14 protein-coding genes are annotated in these 15,695 nt (G+C 50.7%); 3 read left to right on the top strand and 11 right to left on the bottom strand.

Annotated features, from left to right (window positions below):
• Window positions 1–85: 85 nt before the first annotated feature.
• Both BN2684_RS19055 and aroQ read right to left on the bottom strand, forming a co-directional pair.
• The gene (locus BN2684_RS19055) at window positions 86–1,159 is read right to left on the bottom strand and encodes a M24 family metallopeptidase (RefSeq protein ID WP_058303699.1); all 1,074 of its coding nucleotides are present in this window, start codon (window positions 1,157–1,159) and stop codon (window positions 86–88) included.
• 2 nt (window positions 1,160–1,161) lie between these two features.
• Complete coding sequence (gene aroQ / locus BN2684_RS19050) at window positions 1,162–1,608, bottom strand: type II 3-dehydroquinate dehydratase (RefSeq protein ID WP_058303698.1); 447 nt, start codon at window positions 1,606–1,608, stop codon at window positions 1,162–1,164.
• 188 nt (window positions 1,609–1,796) lie between these two features.
• Here aroQ and BN2684_RS19045 point away from each other — a divergent pair, with 188 nt between their 5' ends.
• On the top strand, window positions 1,797–2,759 hold the full coding sequence (locus BN2684_RS19045) for a DUF1385 domain-containing protein (RefSeq protein ID WP_058303697.1): 963 nt from the start codon (window positions 1,797–1,799) through the stop codon (window positions 2,757–2,759).
• 57 nt (window positions 2,760–2,816) lie between these two features.
• The gene (locus tag BN2684_RS19040; RefSeq protein WP_058303696.1) at window positions 2,817–3,116 is read left to right on the top strand and encodes a hypothetical protein; all 300 of its coding nucleotides are present in this window, start codon (window positions 2,817–2,819) and stop codon (window positions 3,114–3,116) included.
• 199 nt (window positions 3,117–3,315) lie between these two features.
• On the opposite strand, the gene BN2684_RS19035 is transcribed toward BN2684_RS19040, so the two are convergent.
• Complete coding sequence (locus BN2684_RS19035) at window positions 3,316–4,278, bottom strand: patatin-like phospholipase family protein (protein ID WP_058303695.1); 963 nt, start codon at window positions 4,276–4,278, stop codon at window positions 3,316–3,318.
• Window positions 4,279–4,332: 54 nt separating this feature from the next.
• A complete protein-coding gene (locus BN2684_RS25085; protein WP_234340274.1) occupies window positions 4,333–4,764 on the bottom strand; it encodes a transposase in 432 nt (143 codons plus the stop codon).
• 627 nt (window positions 4,765–5,391) lie between these two features.
• Between BN2684_RS25085 and BN2684_RS19025 the strand changes: the two genes are divergently transcribed.
• Entirely contained in the window at window positions 5,392–6,516 is a 1,125-nt protein-coding gene (locus BN2684_RS19025) for a hypothetical protein (RefSeq protein WP_058303694.1), read from the top strand.
• Window positions 6,517–6,552: 36 nt separating this feature from the next.
• Here BN2684_RS19025 and BN2684_RS19020 read toward each other — a convergent pair whose 3' ends face one another.
• The 7 genes from BN2684_RS19020 to BN2684_RS18990 form a co-directional block, all read right to left on the bottom strand.
• Window positions 6,553–6,891 carry a hypothetical protein gene (locus BN2684_RS19020; protein ID WP_058303693.1) on the bottom strand — a complete coding sequence of 113 codons (339 nt, stop codon included), beginning with the start codon at window positions 6,889–6,891 and terminating at the stop codon, window positions 6,553–6,555.
• 411 nt (window positions 6,892–7,302) lie between these two features.
• Window positions 7,303–7,740 carry a transcriptional regulator MntR gene (gene mntR / locus BN2684_RS19015; protein ID WP_058304630.1) on the bottom strand — a complete coding sequence of 146 codons (438 nt, stop codon included), beginning with the start codon at window positions 7,738–7,740 and terminating at the stop codon, window positions 7,303–7,305.
• A gap of 136 nt (window positions 7,741–7,876) precedes the next feature.
• On the bottom strand, window positions 7,877–9,547 hold the full coding sequence (locus BN2684_RS19010) for an extracellular solute-binding protein (protein WP_058303692.1): 1,671 nt from the start codon (window positions 9,545–9,547) through the stop codon (window positions 7,877–7,879).
• Entirely contained in the window at window positions 9,534–10,949 is a 1,416-nt protein-coding gene (locus tag BN2684_RS19005) for a response regulator transcription factor (protein WP_058303691.1), read from the bottom strand. Before BN2684_RS19005 ends, BN2684_RS19010 begins: the two co-directional genes overlap by 14 nt.
• Window positions 10,924–12,693: a sensor histidine kinase gene (locus tag BN2684_RS19000; RefSeq protein WP_058303690.1), complete on the bottom strand. Its 1,770-nt coding sequence runs from the start codon at window positions 12,691–12,693 to the stop codon at window positions 10,924–10,926. Before BN2684_RS19000 ends, BN2684_RS19005 begins: the two co-directional genes overlap by 26 nt.
• Window positions 12,694–12,880: 187 nt before the next feature.
• On the bottom strand, window positions 12,881–14,713 hold the full coding sequence (locus tag BN2684_RS18995; RefSeq protein ID WP_058303689.1) for a type 2 periplasmic-binding domain-containing protein: 1,833 nt from the start codon (window positions 14,711–14,713) through the stop codon (window positions 12,881–12,883).
• Window positions 14,714–14,791: 78 nt separating this feature from the next.
• Window positions 14,792–15,685 (bottom strand): carbohydrate ABC transporter permease, encoded by an 894-nt coding sequence (locus tag BN2684_RS18990; protein WP_058303688.1) that lies wholly within the window; start codon window positions 15,683–15,685, stop codon window positions 14,792–14,794.
• Window positions 15,686–15,695: the final 10 nt, after the last annotated feature.

The raw sequence follows: 15,695 nt of genomic DNA, 5'->3' as shown, positions 1-15,695 counted from the left end.
ATGGGGACTTGCCAGTTCGGGCGAGCCGGAATTCACCCACCCTAAGACGCTTGCTAATAGCAAGCGTCCCTAGTATAACGAATTTTTACCCGATTTCCAAAAATTCTTTGGTGGAACGAGTCAAAACCCGAATGCCGGTTTCCGTGATGACGACATCGTCCTCAATGCGGACTCCACCGAAGCCAGGCAGATAGATGCCCGGTTCTACCGTGACGACCATTCCTGGTTCGAGAACCGTGTCGCAGTAAAGGGAAAGTCGGGGCTGTTCATGAACCTCGAGTCCAACTGAGTGGCCGGTTCCATGACCGAAGCGGTCTCCGTACCCCGCCTTTTCAATGACGCTGCGCGCCAAGGCGTCGCCTTCCTTGCCGGTCATACCTGGCTTCAGGTTGGCCAAGGTATGCAGGTTCGCTTCGAGAACGATGTCGTAGATTTCGCGATGCTTGGGACTTACCTTGCCGATGCCGACGGTGCGCGTGATATCGGAGCAGTAAGCCTTGTAAAGAGCGCCGAAGTCCATCGTGACCAGATCGCCGGTTTGAATCGCTTTTTCAGACGCAACCCCGTGAGGAAGCGCAGAGCGCACGCCGGAAGCGACGATGGTATCGAACGAAGAAGAAGTCGCTCCGTTCTTCCGCATGAAGAACTCCATCTCCAGCGCCGTGTCGATCTCGGTCACGCCTGGCTTCAGGAAGCCCAGGATATGCGTGAAGGTCTTATCCGCCAGATCGGCGGCTTGCTGGAGGATGTCGAGTTCCGCTTCATCTTTGTACATGCGGAGCTTTTCAACCAAACCGGATACCGGGACGAGCTCAATGCCGCCAAGATCACGGGCATAAGCTTGATACGTTCCGTAGGAGAGATCGTCCTGCTCAAAGGCCACCTTCGTGATATGTACGCCTTCAAGCAGTTCCTTCACCGACAGAATCACATTCGGCTGATGCATGATGATTTCAAATCCTACCGCTTGTTGGGCAGCTTGTTCCGTATAGCGGAAGTCCGTTAGGAACCAAGCCCGATCCGCCGTAACGAGGACATAGCCGGAGGATCCGGTAAATCCGCTGATGTAACGCCGGTTGAACGCATTGGTAATCAGGATCGCATCAAGCTTGCGTTCCTCCAGTTCCTTGCGCAATTTTTGCAAACGTACAGGTTCCATCTCTATTCACCCTTTTCCTCAAAATAACGGACTAGCGCCATCAAGGCAAGCTCATATCCATAGGATCCCAGTCCACTGATCTGTCCGAGAACTACGGGAGCCGTCACCGAGTGATGACGAAATTCCTCCCGCTTGTAGATGTTGGATAGATGCACCTCGACGGCAGGCAGAGCAACAGAAGAGAGAGCGTCCCTCAGCGCGTAGCTGTAATGGGTGAACGCTCCCGGGTTAATGACGATACCGTCTTTGGTTGCGTAAGCCTCATGAATCTTGGTAATGAGATCGCCTTCGTAATTCGATTGCACGAATTCCAACTGAAGATCGAGCTCCAAAGCCAGCTCCGAGAGGCGGGATTCGATATCGGCCAAGGTCTCGGACCCGTATACTTCCGGCTCCCGCACACCAAGCATGTTCAGATTGGGGCCGTTTACTACAAGAATGCTTCGCATAACCGTCCTCCATACCGTCCAACGCGGATAACTTTAGCCATTTTACCATAGGAATCCCGGTTTTGAGAACTTCTTTTTCGCAGCTTTCATAGAAGGAGAATCCCAAACAAGTAGCATCTGAACTCGAAAATGGTTACAATGTAAGAAAGCATACACACTAGCTGACCCCATCCAAAGAGGTGACCCATTTGTCTCAACCGAAAACCCCATCCTACGGCGGGCAAGCCGTCCTTGAAGGCGTCATGTTCGCCGGTCAAAAAGTCAATGTCACGGCGGTGCGGCGCAAAAATTCCGAGCTTGCCTATCTCGAAGTTCCGAGAGAAGACATCGGCTGGGTGCAAGCCCTTAAGAAAATCCCGCTACTCCGGGGGATCGTCGCCATATTGGAATCCTCCGTCAAAGGGACGACTCATTTGAATTTCTCCGCCGATATCTTCGCGGAAGAGGAGGGTGATTCGAAGGCCTCCGCCAAGGAACCTGGATTCTTAGAGAAATTCGGTCTCGTCATCGGCGTAGCCGTCGTCGGGATTCTCTCGTTTCTCGCCGGCAAGCTGCTGTTCACACTGGTTCCCATGTTCGTTGAGTATTTCCTGTTTGGCAAGCTCTTCTCCAACTTCATCATTCATAACCTGCTCGAAGGTGTCCTCAAAATCGCGCTGCTGCTCCTTTACATCTATCTCATCGGGTTGACGCCGCCCGTCAAGCGGTTGTTCCAATACCATGGAGCCGAGCACAAGGTTATCAGCGCTTATGAAGCCGGGGTCGAGATGACCGTCCCCAACATTCAACAGCACAGCCGACTGCATTACCGATGCGGAAGCAGCTTCATGGTGCTCACCGTCATCATCGGCGTTATTATTTACTCCTTTCCGATATTTGAGTACCATTCCATCATCGAACGGATGATTCAGCGGATCGCTTTGATTCCGGTTGTCATCGGCGTTTCGTACGAAGTGCTGAAGTTTACCAATTCCGTTCGCGACATTCCACTGCTCCGCTATCTCGGATATCCGGGGCTCTGGCTGCAAAAACTGACGACGAAGGAACCGGAGGATTCCATGGTGGAGGTTTCGCTCGCTTCCTTCAACCGGATGATGGAGCTGGACAAGGAGCTCTCCGTCGAACCGGCTCGACCAAGCTTCGCCAGCTGATAGCGCCAGTGACCAACACCCCTATACCTCTCTTAACGACAAAAGGAGGAGTCGCTCATGAACCGCAGACAGATGTCGTTTACCCCAACCGATTATGTGATCTATGGGCTTGCGATTGTGGGAGTCCTCATGTCCTTGTTCAAGAACCTTCTCGCCATTCTGATCCCGATCCTGATCATCGGGGGATTATTCGCTTATAACCGGTACCTGGGCAACCGTAGCCGCGGGTATCGCCCGACTTCCAGCGCACGCCCTTCCTCCAACCGGTTCGCCGATGCGAGGAAGAAGAGCAAGACCGTCCCCTTCCGCGTCATTCCCGGCACCAAGGATTCGGATGACGAACCGAAGGTTCATTAAGCACTGGAAGATGATCTTCAAGCTGCAACAAACGGACCGTCCCTTTCACAGCTGCTCGCTGGTTAAGGGACGGTCCGTTTTGCATGTTGCAAAAGTAAAGCTTGTCATCGAGCTGCAGTCAGGCCGCCATGATCAGCAGGTTCAGCTATCTCCCAGCCCAGTCCGCACAGCGTGTTTTTTTGACGATAGCTGAGGGCGGCTAGCCTTGCTTAACTCTCTGAGCATACAGCTTGGTATACCGATCCAAGGTGAAGGTTCGAAAGAATTTGTCACCCGCTTTAACCCCGGCTTGGAACAGATCGGCGCTCTTCTCGCTACTGATGTTGAACTCCGTCGTATGGACGTTGGCAGACGGAATCTTAATCGTCCGAAACCCTTGTGATTCGTCTATGTATCGCTCATCGTGGGCATCCATCATCGTGCTGAACAATGCACGGAACATGGTGAGCGGCCCGACGATCCGATTCGGCTGTTGCTCGGCGCGTCCGACCAGTTGAAACCCGAGCGTCGGAACGGGATCCACCAGGTTGTGGGTGTCCTTGTCAAACAGCCACAGCGGGAAGTTACTGAGCAGTCCCCCATCTACGACATAGACGAACTGGTCACGGAAGGCCTCATGCTTTTCTCCGCTCCGATATCGCTTGCGCAGGATGACGGGGTCGAAGAAGAACGGAATGCTAGTGCTCATCCGGATCGCACGGGAGACGGAAAAGAGATCCGGCTCGATCCCGTATTTGACGATATCATCCGGCAGCACCAACAGCCGTCCGGTGCTGATGTCGGATGCGATGATTTGCAGCTTCCCGTTAGAAAGATCACCGAAGCGGCGAACGCCTCTTGCTGCGAGCAGGTTGGCTGCCCATGCCTCCAACCGTTCACCGGAGTAAAGCCCCTTCTTCATATAGAGCCGCACGGCCGGGCCGAGCCAACGAATTTGATGAAACGCCGTATGCTTCAGGAAATGAGAGAACGGCGTCTTCATGATGATGTCCTTCAGCTCTTCGCCCGTATAGCCTGCCGCGAGCAGCGAGGCGATGATGGAGCCCGAAGAGGTTCCGGCAAGCCGGCCAAACGCGATCCCGTGCTTTTCCGCAGAACAGACCGCTCCCGCGAGTCCAATGGCTTTGACCCCGCCCCCTTGAAATACCGCGTTGACTTCCATCGGCATTCCTCTCCTTCCGCTTGCCGCATTCCCGTATACCCGCTTATTTCAACCTTATGATTTAGGGGAATGTCCATATGCTGGAGTAAAGGGCTGATAAACCAGCTCTCTGGGTAGATTGACACCCAACCGGTGGCCCGAATCCCCACAGAATCTGGTGTATGGATCTCCCTCACCGGGCTCTTCAGCGGAGCGATGATCCTCAATAAACCGGAATCTCAGTTCTTTGGTTTGCTGAAGATGTGCACTGCTTTTTACGATGGCGAGCTCTTCTTCCACGTCCGCGAGCTTTTGCTCTTTCTCTTGAAGTTGTCGGTTCATTTCCCTCACTTTTGCTTCCATTTCGCGTACGCGGTCGCCGCTGGCTGCCGGTTCATACTTCAGTTCCCGGTACTGGCCCATCCATTGGTGCAGGGTACCCCTAGGAATGTTGAGTTCTTCTGCAAGATCCGCGACTGTTTTTGTTTGCTCCTGAATGAACCGCACCGTCTGCTTTTTGAATTCCTCGTTGTATCATTGCCGCTGTTCGCCCATGTGAACACACCTCCGTTGGTTTCATTAGCTGCAGTCAATTATGGCGTGTCCACTTTTTATTCTAGCTTGTGTGAGTGATAGCGAAGCTTGCAATATTGCTTTATTATGAATATGATTTCAACAATAGGAATATTAAGGTATATCGTGAAATGATCAGATACAATTTGGTTGATGCTCATGTGTGGTGAATTCCAATTGGAAGGCATTTTAAACAACATCATAGAAGAATGGGGTCAAAAAAATGATGGTCAGGCAATAGAAAAGAAAACAAACTTGTTAAAATTATTGTCAATCATAAACATGAAGGAAAACTTGATGTGCATTCATGTATTTAATTTTCGCTAGGAGTACCTACTTTTCGATACGAGACCCATTAAAACAAACAGAAAAGTATGAATTTTATTACAAGGGGGATGAACCCATCGAAAAAAACATAATTGTATTAGATGAAAATAATGTAGAACAAAATTCAACATATTTGCGTAGAGCAAAAGGTCTCTAATAAACGGCAGAGCACAATGGGTTAATGAAAAAACAATACAACTTACGTGTCCGCCGTTAAAAATGGAGGATTTAGTAATGTTAAATACTATAAACACAAAAATTATAGAAGATATTATCCCCAGTACATTCCGTATAGACCAACCTATTCCTATGACATTCCCTGCAATGTGTGCTTGCGTTGACATGAAGATTAAGAAGAGCAAAGCAAGTGATGAAACCAAGAGTAAGAATTTAATAAACTCTATGTCTTTATGCTTAGCCGCAAGTGGAATAGGTTTTCTCCATACTTTTGACAACGAATGGCTTTATAATCCAAATAAAAAATATGCCAATTATTATCCTGACGCTTTACCAAATGATGATTATATAAAATACACAATGAAGTTTTTAGGATATAACTTCAAAATCATAAAAAATAATGGTGAAAATAAAGATGAAATGTTCAATTACATTCAAACCTCTATTAACAATGAAATACCATTATTAGCGGAAAAAGTGGTTGGCCGGTTGTGGAGTATCATATCTGGATATAATAGCAAAACTGAAACTATAGTAGGATACCATCCTGTTTGTAATTGGATACCTGATGAGTTCATGCTTGACAATAATCCAGCAGATGGTTTTTGTGAAAACGGAATGTTTTACAAAGAAAATTGGTATAAATCTATAAAACAGCTTGTTGTTATTGAGGGTAAAAACAAAGAACCGTTATCTGTGATGGACTTTGTTCCTTATTGGTTGTCTATAATGGAAATGAACGGTACTGAAAAACTTTATTGTGGATTTAAAGCCCATGATGCATTCATTAAATTGCTGAAAGATGATGATTATTTTGAAAAGGCTGATAGTCAAAGTCTTTTAAGAGCATATGATATTGTTAGAGGAATGGGCGGTGGACTCCCAGAATGTCGAGTATATACAGCCGGAGCAATTGGAAATCATTTTATTAAATACTGTAAATCAGAAATTCCAGAAAGTTATTGGCAATTTAAAGGAATAGTTGACCGATATTTCCATGATACACATAGGCAGTGTTGGAAAGTTTGGAGAACTTCGGGTGATGGCTTCGATTTTAAAGAAGAATTTGTTGAACCTTTTCGAACACCAGAAGTAAGAAATAAAATTGTGCTAATTTTCGAGACAATACGCCAAAATGATATGTATGTTTATGAAGCATTGAAAAATTGTTTGAATGAATAGAGCGTTATTTAGGTTATAAATGTGCATTCTCAACAGTTAAATAGACTTATTTTCTATTTTTTCAATCACAGCCCAGTCTACTCCATCTTCAAGCTCAATATCTATCTCTTCTAATAATTTAAAGCCTTCTTGCTCGATTCCTTCGTCATGCCCATGTAATTCAAAATAGCGTTCTTTAAACTGTACGAACCAAAAATAAATACTATAATAAATACTCGGTTTGTCCAAAGGTATTGAGTTAGCATTTTTCTTAAAAAAAGAATAGCGTGATAACAACTCATTCAAGTGGGCATCTTCAATATTTTCATTGTAATACTGTCTCAGTTTTTCATCAGAAATAAACTGTCTTACTTCGTCTTCTTTTAAAATTTTCATATACAACTCCTAACCTTTACTCAGGGAAGTATTTTACAATAATATCGATATTCTTTGATTTAAATAGATTTGTCAATTGCTTCACAGCCTCTGCTTCAGAAACTAACCATTCTACCTTATAACTGCGATTACTTGAGGTGTCGCGAATTTCTTTCCACCTTCCCTGTATCCGGCTTCGAGCATTTGCCCGACCAATTTGAGGATTACAGCCTGGTCGGTTACTCGCCCTGTCTGACAGGTACTTTCGTCAGTATGCTTCTACGCCCAGATCTCGCCGTACGCAGGAACCCTAACTACACGAGGACTTGGTCACTCCCGCGTCCGGTCTTTTACCGGCTAGAGAATACGCACTCGGGGCACCCCCATACAAAAAAAGACGGGATATCCCGTCTTTGGCTCGTTCTTATTGGATTATTCGGCGGCGGATTCCGTTTCCGCGTCACCGTGCAGTTGATGCATCAGCTCTTCCAACCGGGTGGGGTTAGATGTGAAGTAATCGACCAGATTCTCGATGCAGGTGATGGATTCCCAGCTCAGGTGATGCTCGATCCCCTCTACATCGGGATAGATGTTCTCTTCCTTGACGCCGATCACGGTGAGGAAGCTCTCCAGGAGCTTATGTCGATCCATCAGCCGCTTGCCCATTTTCTTGCCCTTGGAGGTGAGGATCAGCCCCCGGTATTTCTCGTAGACAAGGTAGTCATCCTTGTCCAGCTTTTGAATCATCTTGGTAACGGATGAGGGATGGACGTCGAGTCCTTCCGCGATATCCGAGACCCGGGCATAGCCCTTTTCATCGATGAGCTTATAGATACGTTCCAAGTAATCTTCCATACTCGGTGTGGCCACCATGCGTGTGTTCCCCCTTCGAATCAACCCTCTTCATCATAAAAGAATATGACGGACAACGCAACAACCGTACCGTCTTTTCCCAGTTGATCGACCGAGGGCCGCCACACATGCGAATGGGCATCCTGACGCCTGCTCACGGACGACCTACCGCTCGCTTCACTTCTTCTGTGATTTGCTCCCCGCCGTGCCTTTTCCATTCCGACACAAAGGTGTCGAATTCGCTCATGGGAGAATCGCCTACGACGATCTTCAGAAAGGTTTCGTTCTCCATCCTTTGCAGCGACTTCCACTTGGTGCGCATCGTATCGGTCACTCCGTAGAAGACGCTTTTGGATTGGATGCTGGGGGTTCTCGCAAGCACCCCGACCCCGTATTTGTAAGCATTGGCCGCCTTCCAGCCTTCCATGTCCTTCTTGGGCTGCTCTTCCTCCCTGATCCATTGATTGTAAATCAATCGGCTATCCGGGGTCAGCAGCTCGGGGTCAGCCTTCCCGTGCAGGGCTTGCTGAAGCTCGGCATAATTTTTCTCGATGGCTCCGGCATCATCGATCAGCAGATCGAACGGATAATACGTGCGCAGCTGAATGCCGGTCTGTGCGGAGAAGTCTTCCAGCTTCCGCACTTCGGCTGTATTGGGGTCCTGTCTTCGCTCGAGCCGCGTAAAGGCGTTAACGAGCTTTACCACCGCCTCCGGATGCTCATAACCCTTGCGCACCACCAAATAACGATCGGTTGCTGACGCAAGATGGACCTCAAATTGCCCGCTTGCATTCAGAGGCACGGCATAAGCGCGCCATTCCGCGGTCGTGCCTCTCCTTACTGCCTCAGACAGCGGATAATACGGCATCCACCAAGGACCGAAGAACATCCCTGTCCGGCTTGTCAGAATCGGTTCCTGCGTTTCCTGATAGAGCGGAAAATCAGGATCGATCAACCCGCGCTTGTACCAATCCGCGAGCCTGCCGAGCGCCTGCTTGGCTTCCGCCGTAGTCGAGCCGTATACGATCTCGCCCTCCTTGTTGCGGATCCAATTGCCCGGGTAAGCTCCGAAGGCGTGAAATATAGAATCAAACCCATTCACATTCGGCTTCTGGCCATAAACGATATTCCGGTAGCCGCCGATCCCCACCGTATCGCGCTTGCCGTTCCCATCCGGGTCTCGTTCCACGAACGCCTTCGCGATCGCCTCGATCTCATCCAAGGTCTCGGGTGGACGCAGACCCAGCTTGGAGAGCCAATCCTCGCGCACCCACAGCAGGATTGCGGAATCCGCCTTCAGGGCCACGTTGGGCAGCCCATACAGCTTACCGTTTCGGGAAGCGTCCCGCTCGGCATCGCCTTCGGTGGAGCTGTACATCTCCTTGATGAGCTTGGAGCCATATTCCTCGAAGATTGCCGTCAGATCCTCAATCATTTCATTATCGATCAGGCGTTGAAGCTGCTCCTGGTTCACGACCAGAGCGTCTGGCAGATCGTTGCTGTCGATGGCCATATCGACTCTTTGGAAATACGGATCATCGCCTTTGGCTTCCCAATAATGGATCACCTTGATGTTGGTGATGCCCTCCAAATAGTTCGTAATCGGATTGTTGTCGTTGCTGTCTCCGGCTTCAAGCCGAGAGTCGGGGATCTTGAAGCCGATTCGCATCGTAATCGGTTTGCTTAGCTTGCTATAAGCGGCGACCTCGGCCAGGGACTCCGTCTCTGCCGGCCGCTTCGCGCTAGTCTCGGTTCCCGTTTCGCGGCACGCGGTCAAGCCCAAGGCTACGAGCAGGAGAAGCAAGCCTCGCTTACGGTTTCTCACGATGATTATCCCTCCCGGCTCGATATTCACTGGGGAGCACTCCAATGCGTTCCCGGAACAGCCTGCTGAAATAGCGTTCATCCTCAAATCCTGAGCGAAACGCCACTTCTCCGACCGCCAGATCCGTTTCCTTCAACCATCGTTTGGCGCGCTCTATGCGCATATTGCGTAAGCTTTCCCCGAAGGGGATTCCGGCGAACCTCGCATAACAATGGCTGAAATACCCGCGGCTCATTCCGATGGAGGTGGCGACATCGTTCTGATTGATTTTTTGGCCAGCATACTCCGCCATATACCGAACTGCGCGGAACATGCAAGTCATGACTTCCTTGGTGAAGCCGAGTTCGATCATTCTGCGAGCAGAGATGTCCGCAAAGCCTCGCAGCCAGTTCTTCCATTGCCGCAAGCTTCGGTTCTCGGATAGGCCTTGCTCCAGAGACAGCTGCTCATCTGGCTGCAGTAGAAAGGGGCTCCAGACCTGCAAGAGCTGCCGCCCGCAGGCCGAGAAACGGGTGTAATGTGGCTTCTGCTGATGGAAGCTGGTCATCAGCTTCTCCCACTCCGTTTGATCAAGCGTCCAGCGCAGCTCCTGCACGCCTTCCAAAGCATCCGCACACGAGGGCTTCGCTGCTTCTGAAGCCGTACTCTTCAGCTCCGTATAAGGAAGACAAGAGATCGCGGCATGTCCGTCCAAGCTGTAAAAAACCGCTTGGCGCAGCTTTGCTGCACACTCCTCCTCCAACTCTCGGAACGCCACATTTCGAAGACCGGAGATCTGCGCAACCAGCCATTGTCCGTAATGGGCAGCCTGAAGCTCCCGGCGGGCTTCCTCGAGCGAGAAGGATGGATTCAGCGGGGAAATCCACATGTCTCCTAATGTCAGAATCGATATGTTTTTCATGAAGGCAAGTCGGATCAGCTTCTCCACGCCCTCATCGGGAGAGAGCGAAGCGAATACCAGCGCTTTGTCCGTCGTGATTCGTTCGGCTTCTCCGCGAGGAGATGTATGGCGAATGCTGTCTTCCCATTTCAACCGCTCGACCAGACGGCCGATCGTTTCATCGGCATTTTCCGCCTCAAGCAGCGTCTTGACGATATAATCGACCGCTCCTAGCCGCAGCGCCTCCTGAACATAGTCAAACTCATGGTGGCAGGTCAGCACGACCGACCGGGTATGCGGATAGAGCAGCCGGATATGCCGGATCAGCTCAAAGCCAGACATGCCGGGCATGGAAATGTCCACGAAGAGCAAATCGATGTCCTGGCTCTCCAGCAGCTTCAAGGCTTCTCTCCCGTCGCCGGCTTCTCCCACGATGACAACTCCGAAGGCAGCCCAGTCGATGAAGGAGATAAACCCTTTGCGTACAAGTCGTTCATCATCTACTACCGCCGCTTTGATCATCGAAATCCTCCTTCCTCTTGCGGGGAATCACAATGGTTACGGTTGTGCCATGCTCGGGCTTGCTTTGAATTTCCAGCTTCATCAGGTCTCCGTAATAGGTTTGAAGCATCCGGTACACATAGGAAAATCCGATCCCCAAGCCCTTCTTCTCGGTTGAAGGTCCTCGCAGAAGCGCCGCAATTTCTTCCTCATTCATTCCGGCTCCATTGTCGCTCACCACGAGCATGATCGCATTCCCACCGTGCTTGGTGATGCGGACCTCAACCTTCCCATTGTCACTCATCCCGTGGTAGATCGAGTTCTCAACTAACGGCTGAAGCAGGAATCGCGGCACGGCGGACGCTAACACCTCTTCATCCGCTTCCACGTAGAACTCGAATTCGTAATCGTACCGAATCCGCTGTAGCTCCATATAATTGCGGATGGCTTCGATCTCTTCGCTAATTGTGACGATCAAGCTGTTCTTGCCGAGATTGTAATGCAGAACCTTCACGAGCAGCGTCACGAGCCGGTCGATATCCTTTTGCCCATTGAGGCGGGCCAGCCATTGGACGGTGTTCAGTGTGTTATGCAAGAAATGGGGGTTGATCTGGCTCAGCAGCTTCTCGACTTCGAACTGGCTTTTCTGTTTCTCGTTGCGGGCGACGGCTTGAATGAGCTCGTTCACCTGCTCCTTCATCTGCTGAAAGTTTCGCAGGACGAAATCGAATTCCTCCACTTGGGTGAGGGCTACGGGAGCGGTTACATTTTCCGCCATACGGTTGATTTCGAGATTCAGCTTGCGCAGGGGACCGTAGATCCGCCTCCAGACGAGGCCCGCCAATATCCCCGCGAAGAGGAGAGTGAGCAGAGCCAGCACGAGCACTTTATAGATCCAGGAGTAGATTTCGCTATTAAACACGGACCGTTTGACCACCGCTATCAGCTGCCAGCCCTGCGGACTTGTGTATCGGAAGAGATGGTACCCTTGCAGTTCCTCATGCACGTTCTTTGAAGGTTTGGCGGCTGCGCGGATAACGCCGTCAGGTAGCTCTCCTTCAATGACATGGACATTGTCACCGCTCTCGTTCACGAGCAGATGCTGCATCTTCATGCCATAGCTCTTCTGGTCGAAAACCCGGCGCAGAAGACCGTAATTCGTCTCCAAGTAGATGTATAAGGGATGCGATCCGCCCACTTTCACCATTCGCCTCTCCGACAGAACCAGGTTGTCCCCGACCGAATAAAGGGTTGGATGAGGCCCGTAATAATCCGCTCCATTGTAGTGCATAAACAGCGGCAAATGATCCAGCTTGAAATCCCTGCGTGCGCTGAGGCTCGTAAACAGCACCGGGTCCTCGCTGTCCGGTTCGAGATAGGCCGTCAACCCGATGTAGGGATTTGTGAAATTGACGAGGTTGATTTTCTCGTTGATCGAGGTCATCAGCTGTGATTTCCGATAAATCTGCTTCTCCTGCAGATAAGTGGACATCTCTTCTACGATCTGGCCGTCCAGCGCAAATTGCTTGGAGGCGTAATCCAGATTGTCGAATGCATTTTCCAACCGGTACGCCTGCTGCTGCAAGCTGGCATTGATCCCGCTCGCGATCTTGCCGGTCAGGATCGAATCGATCGAATAATAAGCGACGAATCCGACAATCAGCAAGGGGAGCAGTGCCCCCGCCAGCAAATAAAGCACCAGTATCTTTCGGAGCGACTTGACCCTTGAACCAAGCGCCCCCGGCCCTTTTCGCTTTGCAAGCATATCGTTCTACTCCCTTATGCGGCAACATCCAGTCTCTATTACACTGTACTAGTTCCAGAATAACACAAAGAATCCGGAATGGAATCCGGTTTCATACGAGCTTGTGACGGATAGAATCAGGCAGAACAGCCGGCTGCCGTTCTGCCTGAATTCATCGTTATCGCGTTCGATCCGTTATGCTGCTGCTCTATTTCACACTCTTGCGCGCTTCGAACAGCTCCTGCGCTTTTTTGATCGAGAAATCGAGCACTTCGGCATAACCCAGACCGTTGACCTTATCGTGCATTTCTTTGTTCAGCTTATCGAATTCGGCCTGGTTCTTCGCGAACACCATCTTCCAGGACATTTGCTGAATGACCGTCCCGATCTGTTTGTTCTTCTGCTCCAGCGTTTTGTCCATCGTGAGCGGCTCTTTACCGGTAAATCCTTGCGGAGCGACGGCAAGCAGGTTGTTCTTCTCAAAATATTCCTTCGCCGTGAGCACGCCCATCTTCTCTCTCCAAGAGCTGTCAAGCTTGGAGGGATTGCGTTCCAAGGTCGTCTTCCACAGGTTGTGGTCGTACGGCTCGCTCGTCTCGGGGTTCTGCATGGCCGGCACGACAAAGGAGAAGTTCATCTGGTTGGAGCCGTAGTAGTAATCTCCACCGCCATATTCTTCGGGGATCTTCGTGCCCTGCTGATCGGCATATGCCTTCCAGCCAAACTCCGTTACAACCGGTTTGCCGTTGGCATCGATATCCCAGGTAAGCCCTTTCGGTCCATTGGGGACGGCGGTCCCGCTGCCTGCGGAAATCATCGCGCCTTCCGGCGTATACATCCAGTTGATGAATTCCATGATCCGAGCCGGTTCCTTCGCCTTAGCGCCGATGGCGATAATCCCGTTGCCTCCGTATACATTGAAGCCGGTGGAATACATCAGCTCATTCTTGAAGGGCACAAGCGCAAAGCCTTTACCTTCCGCCGTGCGCTCCGCCGTATTGTAGTTGGCGGCTCCAAGCCACGGGAACCAGGAGAAGAGCAGGCGGCCTTCCTTGTATTTGGCAACGACATCGTCGAATTTCTGCGTCAAGGAATCAGGATCCAAGAGTCCCATTTGATTCGCTTCGAAATACAGCTTCAGCGATTTCATGTACCAGCTTTCTTCCGAGAGGAAATCATAGTACTTTTCTTCATCGGCCTTTACATAGACGGCGGTATCGGGAATTTCGTCATAGCCGAACATGTTGGCAAATTGCTTGGCGAGCGTCATCTTGTAGTTGCCGTCCCAGTCGGACCACAGGGAGAACGCATACGTCTTCTTGCCCTGTTCGTTCTTCGGCTCAAGCTCCTGCATTTTCTTCAACACCGTCAGGTAGTCTTCAACGGAGTTGATTTCAGGCGCTCCGGCTTTTTGATACAAATCCCAACGGAGATCCGGTCCCCAGGTCATATCCTTGCCCTCGGAAGGCCCGGTCGGGTTCGTGGCTACGCTGTTGCCGATGCCATAGATGGCCGATCCACTGCCGAACGCCACCTTCGCTTTCTCCACCGCTTTCGGGAATGACTTGACGATCTCGGTGCCATACTTGTCCAAGAGGCCGTCTTTGGTCCAATCAAGCAGCAGATTCCCTTTGATCGCATTGGGATAATGGTTTTTGTCGTCTCCGAAGATGATGATGTCTCCCAGGTCACCTGAAGCCATCATGGCAGCTATCTTCGTATCACCGCCGGTGAGATTGGATGCGACAATATCCAGTTCGATGTTGAACTTGTCTTTGAGAATCTTGCCGAACCATCCGGTTTGCGGTCCCGCATAGTTGGCCGTTGTTGAGAAGACGGTCAGCTTCAACGGCTTGGTGTGATCCAGCTTCCCTTCATCCGTAGCAGCGGGCGAAGCGACAGTGCTCGTTGCAGCGGCGGAAGCCGTTCCCTCCGGTTTGGCGGAAGGGGTGTCACCTTTCTTTTCTCCTTTGCTGCATGCGGCCATGACGAAAACCATCATAACAGCCAGCAGAATAAGGGATATCCGTTTACCTTTCATCGCTCTTTGCCTCCCATAATTTATAGTTCCTGCTTATGGATCAACCCCGCCGGATGGCGGAGAGAAACCCGAAAACGGTCATCCTTTCACGGCGCCGATCATGATGCCCTTGACGAAAAAGCGCTGAAAGAAAGGATACACAATCAGAATCGGCATAACGACGATCATCGTGACCGTCATGCGGACGGATGTCGGCGTCTGCATGTTCTGGATGCTCGCAGCCATATCGGGCGAGCTGCGAATCAAGGCAGCGAGCGAGCTCGATTCGTTCAAGTACCGCCACAGTAGAAATTGCAGAGTGAAATACTTGTTATCCGTCATCAGGAACGCGGTATCAACGAACGAATTCCACTGATTGACCGCCGAGAAAATCGTAATGGTCGCCAGAATCGGCGTAACCAAAGGGACGATGATGCTCCAGAAGCAGCGCAGGTATCCGGCTCCGTCGATCGCGGCGGATTCCTCCAGCGAAGGTGGAATCGCTTCGATAAAGGTTTTGACCAGAATAATATTGAAAGGCGTGATGATCGTCGGCAGGATATACGCCAAGTAATTGTTGGTCAGATGAAGATTGTTCATCGTGATGTACCACGGGATCAGCCCGGCGCTGAAATACATCGTGATCACAATAAACCGGTAGCCGAATGTGCGCGCCCACATTTCTTTCTTGGTAAAGAGATACCCCAGGAAGGCGGATGACCCTACCGTGAGCAAAGTTCCGCACACCGTCCGGTACACCGAGACGAGGGCCGCATGGCTGAGCCCGCTGATGGACAGCACCTTGATGTAATTGCCGAAGTGAATGCCGCGCGGGTAGAACTTGATTTCGCCTGCCGAGCTCAGGTCGTTAGCGCTGATCGTGTTGATGAACAAATAATAAAAGGGATACAGGCAGCTGAGGGTGAACAACCCGAAGAGCAGATAGAGGCACGCCTGAAAAAGGAAATCTCCCTTTGAGAATCGTGTACGCATCGTTATCCTC

Origin of the sequence: Gorillibacterium timonense, assembly GCF_001457415.1 — a bacterium.
GTDB lineage: Bacteria > Bacillota > Bacilli > Paenibacillales > NBRC-103111 > Gorillibacterium > Gorillibacterium timonense.
The sequence above is the reverse complement of the archived record's forward strand: the minus strand, read 5'-3'. Positions and strand labels throughout refer to the sequence as shown.